The sequence below is a fragment of the Kitasatospora sp. NPDC056783 genome (assembly GCF_042789895.1).
GTDB lineage: Bacteria > Actinomycetota > Actinomycetes > Streptomycetales > Streptomycetaceae > Kitasatospora.
The window spans coordinates 14889-31447 of sequence record NZ_JBHUAF010000059.1; the positions used below are offsets into that span (position 1 = coordinate 14889).

General features: G+C 74.5%; 14 protein-coding genes. 7 read left to right on the forward strand and 7 right to left on the reverse strand.

Features of this window, described 5'->3' with window-relative positions; genetic code table 11:
• Window positions 1-51 precede the first annotated feature (51 nt).
• From ACFRMQ_RS12130 to ACFRMQ_RS12145, 4 genes are all read right to left on the reverse strand, one after another.
• Window positions 52-1395, reverse strand: a complete 1344-nt coding sequence (locus tag ACFRMQ_RS12130; RefSeq protein WP_380729755.1) for a hypothetical protein — start codon at window positions 1393-1395, stop codon at window positions 52-54.
• 148 nt (window positions 1396-1543) lie between these two features.
• The gene (tatA, locus tag ACFRMQ_RS12135; protein ID WP_380729757.1) at window positions 1544-1825 is read right to left on the reverse strand and encodes a Sec-independent protein translocase subunit TatA; all 282 of its coding nucleotides are present in this window, start codon (window positions 1823-1825) and stop codon (window positions 1544-1546) included.
• A gap of 232 nt (window positions 1826-2057) precedes the next feature.
• Window positions 2058-2627 carry a methyltransferase family protein gene (locus tag ACFRMQ_RS12140; protein ID WP_380729759.1) on the reverse strand — a complete coding sequence of 190 codons (570 nt, stop codon included), beginning with the start codon at window positions 2625-2627 and terminating at the stop codon, window positions 2058-2060.
• 403 nt (window positions 2628-3030) lie between these two features.
• Window positions 3031-4611 carry an MFS transporter gene (locus ACFRMQ_RS12145; RefSeq protein ID WP_380729761.1) on the reverse strand — a complete coding sequence of 527 codons (1581 nt, stop codon included), beginning with the start codon at window positions 4609-4611 and terminating at the stop codon, window positions 3031-3033.
• Between the two features lie 96 nt (window positions 4612-4707).
• Between ACFRMQ_RS12145 and ACFRMQ_RS12150 the strand changes: the two genes are divergently transcribed.
• A complete protein-coding gene (locus tag ACFRMQ_RS12150; RefSeq protein ID WP_380729763.1) occupies window positions 4708-5292 on the forward strand; it encodes a TetR/AcrR family transcriptional regulator in 585 nt (194 codons plus the stop codon).
• 73 nt (window positions 5293-5365) lie between these two features.
• Here the strand turns inward: ACFRMQ_RS12150 and ACFRMQ_RS12155 are convergent, their stop codons facing one another.
• Window positions 5366-5683 (reverse strand): cupin, encoded by a 318-nt coding sequence (locus ACFRMQ_RS12155; protein ID WP_380700260.1) that lies wholly within the window; start codon window positions 5681-5683, stop codon window positions 5366-5368.
• Window positions 5684-5854: 171 nt separating this feature from the next.
• Between ACFRMQ_RS12155 and ACFRMQ_RS12160 the strand changes: the two genes are divergently transcribed.
• Window positions 5855-6121, forward strand: a complete 267-nt coding sequence (locus tag ACFRMQ_RS12160; RefSeq protein WP_380729765.1) for a hypothetical protein — start codon at window positions 5855-5857, stop codon at window positions 6119-6121.
• A gap of 100 nt (window positions 6122-6221) precedes the next feature.
• On the opposite strand, the gene ACFRMQ_RS12165 is transcribed toward ACFRMQ_RS12160, so the two are convergent.
• Both ACFRMQ_RS12165 and ACFRMQ_RS12170 read right to left on the reverse strand, forming a co-directional pair.
• The gene (locus ACFRMQ_RS12165) at window positions 6222-7379 is read right to left on the reverse strand and encodes an acyl-CoA dehydrogenase family protein (RefSeq protein WP_380729767.1); all 1158 of its coding nucleotides are present in this window, start codon (window positions 7377-7379) and stop codon (window positions 6222-6224) included.
• 204 nt (window positions 7380-7583) lie between these two features.
• Window positions 7584-7955 carry a hypothetical protein gene (locus ACFRMQ_RS12170; protein ID WP_380729769.1) on the reverse strand — a complete coding sequence of 124 codons (372 nt, stop codon included), beginning with the start codon at window positions 7953-7955 and terminating at the stop codon, window positions 7584-7586.
• 262 nt (window positions 7956-8217) lie between these two features.
• Between ACFRMQ_RS12170 and ACFRMQ_RS12175 the strand changes: the two genes are divergently transcribed.
• The 5 genes from ACFRMQ_RS12175 to ACFRMQ_RS12195 all read left to right on the forward strand — a co-directional run.
• On the forward strand, window positions 8218-10173 hold the full coding sequence (locus tag ACFRMQ_RS12175; RefSeq protein WP_380729771.1) for an ATP-binding protein: 1956 nt from the start codon (window positions 8218-8220) through the stop codon (window positions 10171-10173).
• Between the two features lie 61 nt (window positions 10174-10234).
• Entirely contained in the window at window positions 10235-12646 is a 2412-nt protein-coding gene (locus ACFRMQ_RS12180) for a hypothetical protein (protein WP_380729773.1), read from the forward strand.
• A 212-nt stretch (window positions 12647-12858) separates the two neighbouring features.
• Window positions 12859-13509 (forward strand): DedA family protein, encoded by a 651-nt coding sequence (locus ACFRMQ_RS12185; protein WP_380729775.1) that lies wholly within the window; start codon window positions 12859-12861, stop codon window positions 13507-13509.
• Window positions 13510-13696: 187 nt separating this feature from the next.
• Complete coding sequence (locus ACFRMQ_RS12190; protein ID WP_380729777.1) at window positions 13697-15487, forward strand: threonine/serine exporter family protein; 1791 nt, start codon at window positions 13697-13699, stop codon at window positions 15485-15487.
• A 78-nt stretch (window positions 15488-15565) separates the two neighbouring features.
• On the forward strand, window positions 15566-16559 hold a 994-nt coding region (locus tag ACFRMQ_RS12195), incomplete at its 3' end, for a hypothetical protein (protein WP_380729779.1).

Here is a 16559-nt window from a genome sequence, read left to right on the forward strand (position 1 = left end):
GCCCCCGGGGCCCGCGTGATCGTCCTTCAGGGCGAGACCCGGGTTCCTCCTTCAGGCCGCCCGACGTCCCCGCGCCTCCGCCCCCCGCTCCCGCCCCGGTGCGTCCAGCAGCTCCAGCACCGCCAGGACGGCGACCAGCCCGAGTGCCAGACAGAGCGTCACCAGCACCGTCGGGTGGCTCCACAGCACGAAGGCCAGCGCCGTGAGCGCGACCGCCGGCCAGCCCAGCGCGGCCTTCCGGCGGTGGACGAACCGGCCGACCGGTCCGAGCCGCAGCCCGGCCCGTTCCGCGACCCGCCGCACCGCGCCCAGCCCGGCGCGCCAGCCGCCGCGGAGGGTGCGCGCCCACCGGCCGTCGCCGCTGATCCAGCCGCCGAGCGCGACCAGCAGGCCGAGCGTGACCACCACCCGGACGGCGTCGCGCAGGTAGCGCACCAGGGCGTCGTACACCGCCTGGGCGGCCGGCTGGTCCACGTCGGCCGGGAGCCCGTCCAGGTACAGGGCCCGGAACACGCTCAGCCCGATGCCGAGCAGCAGCGCCCCGCCCGCCATGCCGAGGGCCGCCGCCACCACCGCCCGGCGCCGCCGCCGGGCGAGCAGCACCCCGCCGAGCGCGCAGGCTCCGGCCAGCACCGGCACCCAGAAGCCGGCCAGGTCCAGGACCCGCAGGGTGGTGCGGACCTCGGGGAGGGCGTCGGAGTGCACCAGCGGGTAGGAGGTGTGGATCTCCGGGATGCGGGAGGCGAGCGGGATGCCCTGCTCCACCAGCGCGGCCTTCACCCGGGCGATCACCGGGGCGAGGTCGAGCAGCACGGTGTCGTCCCGCACCTCGACGGCGCCGCCGCCCTGCCCGGTCACCATCTTCTCGACCGCGCCGTGCGCGTCGCGGTTGACGTCCGTCCAGACGGTGACGAAGGCGTCGCTGTCCACGAACCGTTCGACCTGGCCGTGGACGAAGCCGGTGAGCCCCTCGTCGAGGGCCTGGCCGATGCCGCCGAGGGGGGTGCCGCCGAACAGGGAGTCGACGGGGAGCTTCTGCATGATCTCGGCGGTCACCCGGTCGGTGACGGCCGTCTTGATCCTCGGGTCCCGGGCGAGCGGGGCCGTCGTCGCCAGGTAGCGGTCGGTGTCGCTGATCTCGGACCTCGCCCAGAGGGCGAGGGCGCTCAGCGGGGTGAGCACGCAGGCGAGCACGATCAGCAGCGCGGCGAGGAAGGAGCGCACCCGGCGGCGGGGCGGGCCCGGCGGCCCTTGTGCGGGGCCGGCCGCCAACTGGCGGGCGAGCCGCGCCTCCTGGTCCTCGACGGCGCCCAGCCGGGCCCGCGGCTCGGCCAGTTCGTCGTCCGCCCCACCTCGACGCTCGCCGTCGGGCTCGTCGGGCCGGTCGGTCGACATGCCGGGACTCCGTTCCTCCGGTGGGTGCGTACCAGGAGACAACGGATCAGATCGGACGGCCAGTCGAGGGGCCCGGCGGTGGAACGGGCCCGGAACGGCGGAGAGCCCCTGGTGGGCTCACCAGGGGCTCTCCGGAGGAACGGGTGACTCAGGCGGCCGACTCGGGCCGCTTGGCGTCGGTGCCGTCGGCGGCCTTGGTCACGTTGGTCGGCGTGACAGCCGGACGGTCGGTGCTCTGAGCGGTGCTCTGCGCGGTGCCGGCGTCCGCCGGGGTGTCGTCCTCGCGCATGGCCTTCGTCTCGGCCTTCAGGATGCGCATGGACTTGCCGAGGCCGCGGGCCATCTCCGGCAGCTTCTTCGATCCGAACAGCAGGACTACGACCGCCAGCACCACGAGAATGTGCCAGGGCTCAAGACCGTTACGCAGCATCCCTGGCCACCGGTCCCTTCTTGTCTAGAGGCATGGCGGGCGCTAGCGCCCGTGCTGGCCAGTATGCCTGGACCTGACGGCGAACGGATACACCACCTGGGAAACGCTGGCCAAAAACCAGGTGCCGGTCGAGTGGGGCGCGGGGACGCGGCGGGGGTCCTGGCCAGGGGAAGGAGTGCCCGTCCGGGCGAAGGCGGGTGCCGAAGTTCACACCCGCCGCGCGCCGATGCGATCAGTAGACGAACGGCACCAGGCGCTTCGACGCCCGACGGTACTCCTCGTACTCGCCGTCGAAGGCGTCCAGCAGCAGCCGCTCCTCGGCGGAGATCCGCCAGCCGTACGCGGCGAGCAGCAGCGCCGCGACGGCGAGGGCGGCCGCCCAGCTGCCGGTGCCCAGCGCGTAGCCGGCCCAGACCAGCAGGCTGCCGGCGTAGCCGGGGTGGCGGATCAGCCGGTACGGGCCGGTGCGGACCAGCCGCTGGGTGTCCACGGTGCGCAGGGTGCGGGTGTAGTAGCGGCCCAGGGTGCGCATGCCCCAGGCCCGCAGCGCCAGCCCAGCGGCCACCGCCGCGACCCCGAACCAGCGTGCCCAGCCGGGCAGTTCGCCGATCGAGGCGCTGTCGAACAGCACCACGGCCAGGACCGAGGCGAGGTAGCAGCCGATCAGCAGCCGGGTCGACCCGCGGTCGCGGCGGTCGGCGTGCCAGGTCCCGGCGGAGGCGTCCTGGCGCCGGCGCAGCAGCAGCTCGTAGGCGATCCAGCAGAGCAGGCCGAGGAGGGAGAGGAGGGCGGGCAGGGACATCAGGGGCTCCCGGCGGTCGGATCCGAGGGGTACGCCTCCACGGTCCGCCAACCGGGCCTGCGCCGCACCCACCCGGAGGTGGACCGACCGCTTTCCACCCCGGGGTGGAGCCCCGGCGCCGGCGTCGCGGGAAACGGTCCCGGCGTTACTGCCACGGCGTGAACGAACCACGCGACCTCGCGCGGACCGAGGACGAGTGACCGAGGACGAGTGGCCGAGGACGAGTGGCTCGACCGCCTCGCGGACGAGGCGGAGGCCGAGGGGTCCGACGGCCGGGTCGGCATGGCGGAGATGACCGCCGTGGTCGACGCGCGCGGGGACCGACCGAACCCCGGGACGGCGGAGAGCCCCCGCCCGGGTGGGCGGGGGCTCTCGATGACGCGCGGGGACCGGCCGGGCGGGGTCAGACGGCGGCGGGTGTGGACTCGGGCGTGGACTCCGGCTCCGGCTCCGACTCGGGCGCCGGGGCGGCGGCCGGGAGGTGGCGCATCAGGAGGTAGGCCAGGGCGGCGGCGCCCAGGGCGAAGACCAGGCCGACCACGGCGGCGACGTGCAGCCCGTCGGTGAAGGCGGTGCGGGCGGTCTCCAGCAGCTCGGTGCCGAGCCGCTCGGGCAGGTGGGCGGCGACGGTGACCGCGCCGCCGAGGGTGTCCTGGGCGGCCCGGGCGGCCTCGCCGTCGACGCCCGTCGGGAGGGCGCCGTCCAACTGGTGGCGGTAGACCGCGGCGCCGGCCGCGCCGAGCAGGGCGATGCCGAGCGAGCTGCCGAGCTCGACCGCGGTCTCGGAGGTGGCGGAGGCGGAGCCGGCCTGCTCGGGCGGGGCGGCGGAGACGACCATCTCGGCGGTCATCGTCATGGTGCCGACCGTTCCGGCGGCCAGCACGCCGGCCGCGGTGAGGATGAGCGCCAGCGGGGAGTGCGCGCCGACCTGCGTCATCATCGCGAAGCCCACCGAGCCGATCAGGAACCCGCCGGCCATCAGCACCGCCGGGCGGACCTTGCCGGCCAGCGCCGAGCTGATCCCGACGGAGGCGCCGACGCCGACGCTCGGCACCAGCGACCAGAGCGAGGCGGTCAGCGGGCTCATGCCCTTGACCAGCTGGAGGTACTGCGAGGTGAAGAGGGAGAAGCCCATCATCGCGAACATCGCGATGGTGTTGACGCTGATCGCGCCGCTGAAGGTGCGGATCCGGAACAGGCTCAGGTCGAGCAGCGGGGCGGCGGCGGTGCGCTGGCGCCGGACGAAGGCGAGGACCAGCAGCAGCCCGGCCGGGATCGCGAGCCCGGGCAGCGGGCTCCAGCCGTCGACGGCGACGGTCTTGACGCCGTAGACCAGCGACAGGACCGCGGCCAGCGACAGCGCGGCGCCGAGCAGGTCGAAGCGGCCGGTGCGCTCGGTGGAGCGGTACTCGGGGAGCAGGAAGGGCGCGGCGAGCAGCACCAGGGCCATCACCGGGACGGCCAGCAGGAAGGCGGAGCCCCACCAGTAGTGCTCCAGCAGCAGGCCGCCGGCGACCGGGCCGAGCGTGGCCCCGGCGGTGAGGACGCCGCCCCAGAGGCCGAGCGCGACCTGCCGCTGCCTGGCGTCGTGGAACATGTTGCGGATCAGCGCGAGGGTCGAGGGCATCAGGGTGGCCCCGGTGGCGCCGAGCACCGCGCGGGCCGCGATCAGCTGGCCGGCGTCCTGCGACCAGGCGGCCAGCAGCGAGGCGCCCGCGAAGCCGGCGGCGCCGATCATCAGCAGCCGGCGGCGGCCGATCCGGTCGCCCAGCGCACCCATCGTGAGCAGCAGCCCGGCGAGCAGGAACGAGTACATGTCCAGGATCCACAGCTGCTGGGTGCCGCTCGGCGCCAGCGTGGTGGAGATGTACGGCACGGCGAAGAAGAGCACGCCCATGTCCATGGTGAGGACGAGGGTCGGGAGCAGCAGGACGGCCAGGCCGGTCCATTCACGACGGCCCGCTCGGCCGGTGGTTGCGGTCATGGGGAAGACGGTACGGACGTGTCAGACGTTTGTCTAGTACAGATGTACAAGACGATCGTCCGAGACGTTCGTCCAGTGGTTCCGTAGGATCGGGGCATGGGAAACCGCGAAGACCTGATGGCCGGCGCCAAGCGCTGCCTGTACGAGAAGGGCTACGGGCGCACCACCGCCCGCGACATCGCCACCGCCTCCGACGTCAGCCTGGCCGCGATCGGCTACCACTTCGGCTCGAAGGACGCGCTGCTCAACGCCGCGATGATCGAGGCGATCGGGGACATGGGGGAGGCCATGGGCGAGGTGGTGGTCGCCGCCAACCAGGTGTCGGACGACCCGGAGGCGCGCTTCGCGGCCGTCTGGGACGGCCTGCGGGACGTCTTCGTCGAGCACCGCGGGCTCTGGGCGGCCCAGTTCGAGGCGCTCGCCCTGGCCGGGCACGCCCCCGAACTGGCGGAGGCCTTCGCGGGGGCGCAGAAGGAGGGCCGGCTCGGCCTGGCCGCGGTCTTCCGCGGGCTGCCCGAAGTCCCGGAGACCGAGGAGAACATCGCCCGCGGGGCCTTCTACCAGGCGCTGCTGACCGGCTACTGCGCCCAGTGGCTGGCCGCGCCCGAACTCACCCCCAGCGGCCAGGACTTCCTGCGAGGGCTGCGGCTGGTCGGCGAAGGCGTGTTCAACCCCGCTTAGTCCGGGGGCGGTTGAGCGCCGACCGCGTCGGTCCGGGGGTTGTCGCGACCTGACCGCGCCGGTCCGGGGGCGGTCACGCCGTGACGGCGGTCAGCAGCACCACCGAGTCGACGTGGGCCAGCAGCCCGTGCCGCTCCTGCGGGACGGGCTCCAGCCGTCCGGCCGGGAGTTCCAGCCGCCGTCCGGCGATGGTCAGCGAGACCCGGCCGCGCAGCACCTGGACGCTGCCCGCCGTGGGCGGGTTGTGCTCGTCCAGCGCGGTGCCCGCGGTCAGCGCGATCACGGTCTGCCGCAGGATCCCGTCGTGCAGGACCAGATGGGCGCTGCGCCCGTGCGGGCTCTCGGCCGCCCGGGCGGCGTGCTCCACGGCGAGCTGTTCGAGATCGGGCACCGCGCGCCTCCTCCTCGCTCCGGGTGCGCTCCGGGTGCGCTCCGTGTGCCCAGGGTCGCGGACGCGGGGCCCACCCGCACCCGGAGCGGCCCGAGCGGCCCGAGCGGCCCGAGCGGCCCGACGCGAGCAGCCCGGGGTGCGGCCCTCGCCGACTGCCCGCATCGTGGAGGCATGGCGACCAACCAGAGAGTCTTCAGCGGGTTCCAGGTCAACCGCGCGGTGCTGACCGGCGGCGCGCTGCTCACCGCGATCGGCACCGTGCTCAGCGCGGCCGGGGCGACGATGGTCTGCGTGGCGCTGGTCACCGCGGGCCGCAGCTGGGTGCGCGGCCTGGAGACCCAGCCGACCGCCCTCGCCCAACGGGCCCTGCGCGAGGCGCGGGTGGCGTCCACGGCCGGCTGGGAGGCCTGGCGGGCCGAGCACGGCTCGCCCAACTGAGCGTCCGGGCACGCGAGTCGGCGATGCGAAGGGCCCGTGAGCCGGCGACCGGGCGGGCTCGCGAGTCGATTCCCGGCGAGCCCGCCGCAGTCGAACGCCCCTACAGGCCGAGCGACTTGGCGATGATGCTGCGCATGACCTCGCTGGTGCCGCCGTAGATCCGGAACACCCGGTTGTCGGTGTAGAGGCGGGCGATCGGGTACTCCAGGATGTAGCCGTAACCACCGTGCAGCTGAAGGCACTTGTCGATCACGGTGGAGGCCGACTCGGTGCAGAACAGCTTCGCCGCGGCCGCGTCCGCGACGGTCAGCTCGCCGTTCTGGTACAGCTCCAGCGCCCGGTCCACCATCGACTGCTGCGCCACCACCTGGGCCTCGCAGTCGGCCAGGCTGAACTTGGTGTTCTGGAACTCGGCCACCGCCTTGCCGAACACCTTGCGGTCCTTGACGTACTGCACCGCGAACCGCACCGCCGCCGCGGCCGCCGCGTACGCGCCGACGGCGATCGCCAGCCGCTCCTGCACCAGGTTGTGGGTCAGGTAGGCGAAGGCCCGGCCCTCCTCGCCGAGCAGGTTCTCCACCGGCACCCGGACGTCGCTGAACGCCAACTCGGCGGTGTCCGAGGTGCGCAGGCCGATCTTCTGGAGCTTGCGGCCGACGGTGTAGCCCTCGGAGGCGGTGTCCACGCAGAGGATGGACAGCCCGGCCCGGCGGTTCTCCGGGTCGTACGGGGTGGTGCGGCAGACCACCAGGACGAGGTCGGCGAGCACGCCGCCGGTGATGAAGGTCTTGGCGCCGTTCAGGACGTAGTGGGTGCCGTCCTCGGAGCGCCGCGCGGTGGTGGTGATGCCCGCGAGGTCGGAGCCGGCGCCGGGCTCGGTCATCGCGATCGCGGTCATGATGTCGCCGGAGACGAAGCCGGGCAGCCAGCGCCGCTTCTGCTCCTCGGTCGCGTACTCCAGCAGGTACGGCAGGACCAGGCCGGTGTGCACGCCGGAGGAGCCGAAGCTCACGCCCGCCCGGGCGGTCTCCTCGGCTATCACCGCCTGGTACTTGAACCCGCTCTCGCCCGCGCCGCCGTACTCCTCCGGCACCTCGATGCCGTGGACGCCGAGCGCGCCGAGCTGCCGGTAGAAGTCGCGCGGCGGGTGGCCCTCGGCCTCCCAGCTCTCGTAGACCGGGACGACCTCGTTGGCGATGAAGTCCCGGATGGTCTCCCGGAAGGCCTCGTGGTCCTCGGTGAACACGGTGCGGCGCACGGCGGGCTCCCTTCGACGGCTCCGGCCGGGGCGGCCGGCCGGGGCGGAACGTGCCTGGTGATGGCTCCACAAGTTAATCGGGAGTAGCTTCGGCTGTCCATGCTCGCCGAAGGCCCGCGGTCCGCTCGCGCGGCCGGTCGTCCGGCGTTCCGGGAAGGCCCGGCCCGGGAGTGCCCGGCCCGGGAAGGCCCGGCCCCCGTTTGGTCAGTGGAACTGGACGCCGATGTCGCCCTGGCCCTGGAAGGCGCCGGCGTTCCCGGTGTTGCCGACCGCCGCGAGTCCGTTGTGCTGGTTGCTCGCGCCCGAACCGGTGGCCGTCTGCTGGCTGTTGACGACGTTGCCGTGCACGGGGCCGAGGACGTTGCCGGAACCGGCGTTGTTCACCGCGCTTCCGGGGGCGGGGGCGGTCGTACCGGAGCCGGCGGCCGTACCGGAGCCGGAGCCGGCGGCCGTACCGGAGCCGGAGCCGGCGGCCGTACCGGAGCCGGTGTCGGCGTGCGCGGTGGCGGCGCCGAGGCCGGCCAGGAGGAACGCCCCGAGGGCGGTGACGGCGGCGGCTGCGCGATGACGGGACACGCTGGTCTCCCTGACTGGGCGTGCGAACTGTGGCGGCGCCCGGAGCGGCGGCTCCGGAGGTCCGAGGCCGGACGGCGCCCGCCCAGCATTCACCGGCGACGCGGGTGAACTCCACCGAACGGGTGGCAATTCGCCCGATGGTGGAGGCCGGGCCGATTTTGAGTTGACGGCATTCCGTCATTTCCCCAGGAAAACATCCCGGAGAGGGCAATAAGGAGAAAGAAATGGTCGCCCGATTGTCGCACTGGCACACTGAGGACCCATGTCTGAAGGTGTCCCGCCCGAGCCCATTCCCGCCGAGGAGCTGCGGACGACCGAGGTCGATCTCGGCGGCCTGGTGAACGTCCTCGCCACCCACCTCTACTCCACCCCGCTGGTCGCCCTGCGGGAACTGGTCCAGAACGCGCACGACTCGCACACCCGCCGGCTCCTGGAGGACCCGGACGTCGACCACCGGCCGCTGATCCGGGTGCGCGCCGACGCCGTCCGCCGGACCGTCGCCATCGAGGACACCGGGGCCGGCCTCACCGAACCCGAGATCCACTCCTACCTGGCCACCGTCGGCACCGGCTACACCCGGATGCTGCGCGAACTGACCGGCAACCAGGAGCTGATCGGGGCCTTCGGCCTGGGCTTCCTCTCCGCCTTCTCGGTCGCCGACGAGGTCACCGTCACCACCACCTCGCACCGCGAGCCGCACCTCGGCCACCGCTACCGCAGCCGCGGCGGCGAGCAGTACCAGGTCGAGCCGGTGCCCGCCCGGCCCCTCCCGGGCACGGTGGTCGAGCTGGCGCTCAAGGCCGAGCACGGCCACCTCGCCGACGAGGACGTGCTGCGCGACGTGCTCGGCCGGTACTGCGTGCTGCTGCCGATCCCGGTCTTCGTCGGCGAGGACGAACGGCCGGTCAACTCCGTCGAGGTGCCCTGGCGCCGGCACGCCCTCCCGTCGCCCGCCGCCACCCTCGACGAAGACGCTTCGCGCAGCCCCTCCGACGGCGACCGGTACGCCGCCCGGATGCGCTTCGCCACCGCCTTCGGCCGCCGCTTCGAGCCGCTCACCGCCTTCCCGGTCCAGCCGGTCGAGGGCGCCACCGACGCGGTCGGCCTGCTCTGGGTCCAGGACGGCGGCACCTACGGCAGCAGCGACAACCGCGACCTCGCCGTGTACCTGCGCGGCATGCTGCTTGCCGAGGACGCCCGCGACCTGCTGCCCGGCTGGGCCGGGTTCATCGGCGGCGTGGTCGAGTCCGGCCGGCTCACCCCCACCGCCAGCCGCGAGGACCTCCAGCGCGACGAGCACTACCGCGCGCTCCAGCAGGCCCTCACCGACGCCATCGTCGAGGGCCTGTACGAGACCGCCCGGCTGCGGCCCGCCGCCTGGCGCCGCGTCCTCACCCGGCACGGCCAGGACCTGCTCGGCGCCGCGCTCTGCGACGAGCGGCTGTTCACCCTGCTCGCCGACGACGTCCCGGTGCCCACCTCCCAGGGCGACCTCACGGCCGGCGCGCTGCGCGCGGCCGGCGGGGGAGCGGTGCACGTCGTCCTGGGCAGCGGTGGCGGCTTCGAGGAGATGCTGTACCGGGCGATGCGGGTGCCGATCGCGCGCGGCGACCGCTACGCCGTCCTGCCGTTCCTGCGCCGCTACGCCCAGCTGCGCGGCTGCCGGCTGGTCGAACTGGGCAGCGAGCAGGGCAACCGCGAGCTGTTCCGCGACCCGGAGCGCCCGCTGCCGGAGCACGAGTCCGCCTGGCTGGCCGGCGCCCTCGCCGACCGGGGCGAGCAACTGGTGCCGGCCCGCTTCGACCCGCCCGGCCTGCCGCTGGTGCTGGTGCCGGACCGCGAGGCCGAGCTGAAGGCCCGGATCGAGGACGACCAGGCGGACGCCCGGATCCCCTCCGCCGCCCTGCGGCTGGCCCGCGCCTTCACCGCCCGCACCGACGGCGAGGTCCGGGCCCGGCTCTACCTCAACCTGGCCAGCCCGGCGGTCCAGGACCTGCTCACCGCCTACCGGGCCGGGCACACCGGCAGCGCGACCGCGGCCGGGCTGCTCCGCTCGCTCAAGGTGATCATGGCCGCGGCCTCGGCCGGCCCGTCCGAGGGCGACCTCACCGCCGCGCTGGCCGGCATCGGCACCGCGGTCTCCGCCCTGACCGCCGCCGTGCCGGCCGGCCTGCCGGACGTCCCGGACAGCCCCGGAGCCCTCTCGGAGGGGCCGTGACGGACGGATTGTCAGTGGGGTGCGGTAGACAACTCATCAGTACGACGCAGGGGGAACGGGAATGACCACCGACATCTGGGCCTGGGTGCGGGACGCCCACCGGCAGCTGGCCGAGGCCGGCCACCACCGGCTGGCCGACGCCATCGTCGAGCTTCCCGGGCACGCCACCCAGGGGCGCAACGAGCAGCTGGACGCGCTGTACCCGGAGGCGGTGGCCGCCGCCCGGTCGCTGAGCCTGCCCTGGGTCGAGGTCTACCTGCGGCACTGGCGGATGCAGAACCTGCTGAACAAGCGCCAGCAGGGCGAGGCGGTGCTGCCCGAGGCGGTCGACCTGCTGGACTTCGCGCACCGCGAGGAGACGGCGAGCTGCCCGCAGTCCGTCTGCGTGGTGCAGGACTTCGCGATCTGCCACGCCCGGGTCGACGGGCCGGGGTACGTCGCCGAGCGCCTCGCCGTGGTCGGCGAGACGCTGGAGCGGATCGAGCCCGCCCGCGCCTGCTACGACTGCCTCTCCCGCGAGTACTCCGACGCCCTGGAGGACGACGGCCGGGCGGCCGAGGCGCTGGAGTACCTGGACTCCGCGGCCAACCGGATGCGGGCCGCCGGCCAGCAGGTCTCGCTCCGCTTCCAGCAGGCCCGGGCCGGCACCCTGCACCTGCTGGGCCGCCACCAGGAGGTGCTGGAGCTGCTGGACACCGCCGAGCGGGCCGAGCGGGCGCAGGGGAGTCCGCTGGACGAGCGCGACGAGCGCTGGGGCGCCCTGCTGCGGGCCCGGGCGCTCGCCGGACTCGGCCGCACCGAGGAGGCGCTCGCCCTGCTGCCCGAGCGGTCCGAGGCCGAGCTCCACGCCGACCTGCGCGGCGTCTGGACGCAGACGGTCGAGTCGCTGGTCGCGGCCGGCGCCTGGGAGAACGACACCGAGCTGGGCGCCGTGCTGGCCGGCTGGGTCGGCTACCTGGACGGCGTCGGCGCGCACCGCCCGTGCGTGGACCTGCTGCTGGCCACGGGCCGGCTCGCGCTCGCCCGCGGCGCCCGCACGGTGGCGCTGACGCTCGCCGAGACGGGGGAGCGCAAGCTCACCCGGCTGCGGCGCACCGACGGCGTGGCGGAGCAGGTCGCGGCCCTGCGCGCGGCCGCCGAGGCGCTGCCGCGGCCCGAGCTGCCCGTCCCGCCGGGCGAGCTGGCGGCACACCTGGCCGAGGCCCGGGTGCCCTTCGAGACCGGCGCCGACCTGCTCTCCGTCGCCCTGGACCGGTACCGGGGTGAGCAGGTCGGCGCCACCGACCTGACGGTGCTCCTGGCCACCGTGCTGGGCAGCCTCGGCCACGCCCGCGCCGCCGCCGAGCTGCTGTGGCGGGGCCTGGACGCCGCCCCGGGGGACGAGGAGCTGACGGGCGCGCTCGGCGAGATGCTGATCGAGGCCCGGGACGGCGAGGGGGTGCGTCGCCTCGCGGACCTGGTCTCCCGGACGGCCCCGGCCGACGGGCACTGGATACGCGCCCGCTGGGCCGGTGCCGAGGGCCGCTGGGCCGAGGCGCTGGAGCAGTGCCGGGCGATCCTGGCGCTGGACGACGAGGTGCTCAACACCCGCCGCCTCGCCGCCCACGCCGCCACCGAGCTGGGGGACCACGCCACCGCGCAGCGGTACTACCTGGAACTGCTGGAGCACGCGACCCCGGCCGGCGACGGCGCCGCCGATGCCGCGGACGCCGATGCCGATGCCGCCGACGCCGCCGACGCCGCCGACGAGGAGCGCGGCCGCCGGGCCGTCCAGGTGCCCGACCTGTGGCACCTGATCACCGCGGCCACCGCCAACCGGGACTGGGCCGTGGTCCGCTCCACGGGCGCGCTGCTCGGCATCGAGTTCGACGAGCCCGAGGGCCCGGTGGAGGAGGAGTGGCAGCTGATCACCGTCCGCGCCACCCGCACCAACGGCACGACGGCCGACCTGCCCGCCGTCCGGACGGGTCCGGCCACCGCCCGCGTCCTGCCGGTGCTCGGCGACGACCTGACGCTCAACCACGGCGACGTGGTGGTCTTCGCCCCGGCCCTGCTGGAGAGCCCGCCGGCCGAGGACGCCCCGGAGGAGGAGCGGGAGCGCTGGCGCCCGGTGTTCGGGTTCCTGACGCTGCTCGACCCGGCCGGGTACACCACCTACTGGATCGACGGCGGCTGGCCCGGCGACGACCCCTGGTTCCGCCTGCGCGAGGACCTCGTCAAGGACGGCTACGCGGTCTGGGCGTACAGCGGGGACCAGTACCGGATCACCGATCCGGCGGAGGACGGCGGCACCCTGCCCGGTGTCTACGCGGCCCTCGGCGTCCCGCCGACCGCCTCGGCGGCCGACGCCGACGCCCTGCTGCACCGGCTGACGGGCGACTGGCCGCACCCGCTCGCCTGGCCGGCCCTGGCCGAGGCGGCCGGCGTGGACCTCGCCCGGCACGAGGAGATCGTCGACCGCTACGGGCTCTGACCGCCCCCGACCGCGCGGCCCCGGCAGGCCGGCCCACCCGGGCCCCCGGCCGGGGCCGCGCGCGTTCCCGGCACCTCCGCGCGTCCCGATGCCTCCGCGCGTCCCGGACCCGTCGCCCGCTCCCGTCCGGGAACCTTCCGCCGCCCGGCCGAGTCTTTGTCAATGCTTTACCCTTTCATTGCCAAGACTCGACCTTTCGGAGTGCCCGCACCGTGACCAGCCTCGCCCTCGGCCCCTCCTGGCTCGATCCGACCACCCTGATCTCCACCTTCGGCCTGATCGGCATCCTGGCCATCGTCTTCGCCGAGTCCGGCCTGCTGATCGGCTTCTTCCTGCCCGGTGACTCACTGCTGTTCACCACCGGTCTGCTGGTGGCCGGCGGCACCTACCTGCACCAGCCGCTCTGGCTGGTCTGCGTGCTGGTCGTGGCCGCCGCGGTGGCCGGGGACCAGGTCGGCTACCTCTTCGGCCGCAAGGTCGGCCCGAGCCTCTTCCGCCGCCCCGACTCCCGGATCTTCAAGCAGGAGAACGTGGAGAAGGCCGCCGCCTTCTTCGACCGGCACGGCCCCAAGGCGATCGTGCTGGCCCGCTTCGTGCCGATCGTCCGCACCTTCACCCCGATCGTGGCCGGGGTGAGCAGGATGAACTACCGCGGCTTCGTGGTGTTCAACCTGGTCGGCGGCGTGCTGTGGGGCGGCGGCGTCACGGTGCTCGGCTACTTCCTGGGGCAGATCCCGTTCGTCCGGGACAACATCGAGGCCATCCTGGTCGGCATCGTGCTGGTCTCGGTGGTCCCGGTGGCGATCGAACTGCTGCGGGCCCGCCGCGCCGGCGGCTCCGCCGCCGGTCACCGCGCCGGGTAGGCCGCCGCGTGGGGTAGGCCGCCGCGTGGGGTGGGCCGCCGCGTCGGGTGGGCCACCGCGCCGGGTAGGCGCTCGCCGCACCTTCCACGGGACGTCGCGTACATGTGCGTCGGGCGTTCTGATCAGGCAAGGTGTAACCCGAGATCGAACGGTGGTCGAAGGCCACCAGGGGCGGCAAGGAGCGGAAGTGCCTAAGCGGGGCCGACCGGGTGCGGGCAAGCGGGCGAGGGGAGGCCGGGCGGTACGGCAGACGCGGCAGGCACCCCCGAAGCCGGTGCACCCCGCCGACGCGCCGCCCACCGAGGGGCTGCTCGGTCACCCCGCGCCGCCGGTCGAGCCCACCACCGTCGTCCCGCTCGCCCCGCCCGTCCCGGAGACCAAGGGCCTGCTGGCCCCCGAGCCCGAGCCCGAGCCGGCGGCCCGCCCCGAGGCCGAGCGCCCGGTCCGCCGCCGCTCGGTCGCCGAGGACACCCTCACCCCCGAGGAGTGGCGGGCGGCCGGCTACACCCCGCCCACCGGCATCCCGATCCCGGACCTGACCGCCGGCGCCCCCGGCGAGGCGCCCTGGCCGGACCGGATGCGCACGCTGCTGCGCACCCCGATGTCCGAGCGCCCCGCCTTCGAGCGCACCGCCCGCGAGATGCACCCCTCCGCGGCCGTCACCCGCAACGTCCCGCGCATCCTCGACCTGACGCTGCGCATCGGCGAGCTGCTGCTGGCCAGCGGCGAGGCCGCCGAGGACGTCGAGGCGGCGATGCTCGGCATCGCGCACGCCTACCGCCTGGACCGCTGCGAACCGCAGGTCACCTTCACCCTGATCGGCATCTCGTACCAGCCCTCGCTGGTCGAGCCCCCGGTCACCGCCGACCGCGTGGTGCGCCGCCGCACCTCCGACTACACCCGGCTCGACGCGGTGTACGAACTGGTCGCGGACATCACCACGGAGAAGGTGTCGGTCAACGACGCCTACCGCCGGCTGGCCCTGATCCGCCGCAACCGGCACCCGTACCCGGCCTGGTTCCTCGCCCTGACCACCGGCCTGCTGGCCGGCGCGGCGACCTTCCTGGTCGGCGGGAAGGCGGACGACAAGGGCTGGCTGGTGTTCGCGAGCGCCTTCGTCGCGGCCGTCCTCGGCGACCGGCTGGCCTCGGCGCTGGCCAAGCGCCGGCTGCCGGAGTTCTACCAGTTCGTGGCGGCCGCGATGCCGGCCGCCGCGTCCGGGATCATCCTCTCGCTCAACGACTGGGGCCTGCGCGGCTCGGTCGTGATCACCGGTGGACTGTTCGCCCTGCTGCCCGGGCGGGCCCTGGTCGCCGCCGTGCAGGACGGCCTGACCGGCTTCTACATCACCGCCGCGGCCCGGCTGCTGGAAGTGGTCTACCTGGTCGCGGGCATCGTGATCGGGGTGATGGTGATCCTCTACCTGGGGGTCGGCTTCGAGGCGAACCTGCGCCCCGACGAGAGCCTGGTGGGCGTCAACTACCCGCCGGTCCAGATGGTCGCCGCGATGCTGCTGACCCTGGCCTTCGCGACGCTGCTCCAGACCGACCGCCGCTCGCTGGCCCTGGTCACGGTCAACAGCGGCATCGGCTGGGCCAGCTACGGTGCGCTGGTGTACAACGCGGGCGTCAACCCGATCGCGGCGACCGGCGTGGCGGCCGGGCTCGTCGGTCTCTTCGGCCAGCTGATGGCGCGCTACCGCAACGGTTCGGCACTGCCGTACGTGACCGCCGCGATCGGCCCGCTGATGCCCGGTTCGGCGCTCTACCTGGGGATGCTCGCCTTCGCCCAGGGGCACTCCAGCGCCGGCCTGGTGTCGGTCTTCCGGGCGGCGGCGATCGCGATGGCGCTGGCGATCGGGGTGAACCTCGGCGGGGAGATCGCCCGGCTGTTCATGAAGCTGCCGGTCGGTGCCGAGCGCCCGTCGCTCTACCCGGCCATGCCGCGCCGGGCGGCCAAGCGCACCCGGGGGTTCTGACCGGGCGCCGGCCCGCCGCGCACGCGGGCCGCGCCGGGCAGGCTCCAGCACGCAGGACCAGGAACGAAGGTAAGACCCATGACGACTCTGCTGGACAGCTACCGCGAGCACATCGTCAACGCGCACAAGCAACCGCTGTTCCTGCTGCTGGTCGGCTTCATCACCTCCTTCGTCTTCATCCGGTTCAGCGTCCGGATGATCCGCGCCCAGGTGCGCTGGTGGCCCGGCAACGTGACCCCCGGCGGCCTGCACATCCACCACATGGTCTTCGGCCTGGGCTTCCTGCTGCTCGGCGGCATCGGGGTGTTCGCCACCTACGGCGGGCAGCCGTGGATGGACTGGTTCGGGCTGGCCTTCGGCATCGGCTGCGGCCTGGTGCTGGACGAGTTCGCGCTGATCCTGCACCTGGACGACGTGTACTGGAGCGAGCAGGGCCGCAAGTCGGTGGACGCGGTGATCTTCGGCATCCTGTTCACCTCCCTGCTGCTGGTCGGGTACGTGCCGCTCGGCGTGGTGCCCGGCGAGGAGACCAGGTGGGGCCTGATCACGATCATCTCGGTGAACTCGCTGGCCTCGGTGATCACCCTGTTCAAGGGCAAGGTGTGGACCGGTCTGCTCGGGATCATGGTCCCCGGCCTGTCCTGGATCGGGGCGATCCGGCTGGCCCGGCCGAGCAGTCCGTGGGCCCGCTGGCGGTACGCCGAGCGCCCCCGTCGCCGGGCGCGTGCGCTGCGGCGCGAGCGCCTGCTGCACCGGCGCGCGGACCGTGCCCGCACCTGGTTGTTCGACCTGATCGCCGGGGCCCCCGACAAGGTGCCCGCCAACCACCCCGCCGCGCACCGGGTGGCCGAGCGGATGGCCGCCCGGGCCACCGCCCACCTGGACGCGCACGCCGCCCGGGCGCTGGCCCGTCGGCGGGCCAGGCTGGCCGACCGCCGCTCGGCGGCCGGCGCCGGGGCGGAGGGACGGCCCGCGGGCGCGGCGGACCAGGCGGCGGGGGGCGCCGGTGCGACCCGCTCCGGCCTGGCGCAGCAGCGCCGCCGCACCGTCAGGGCCGGGCGCAGCCGGGCCG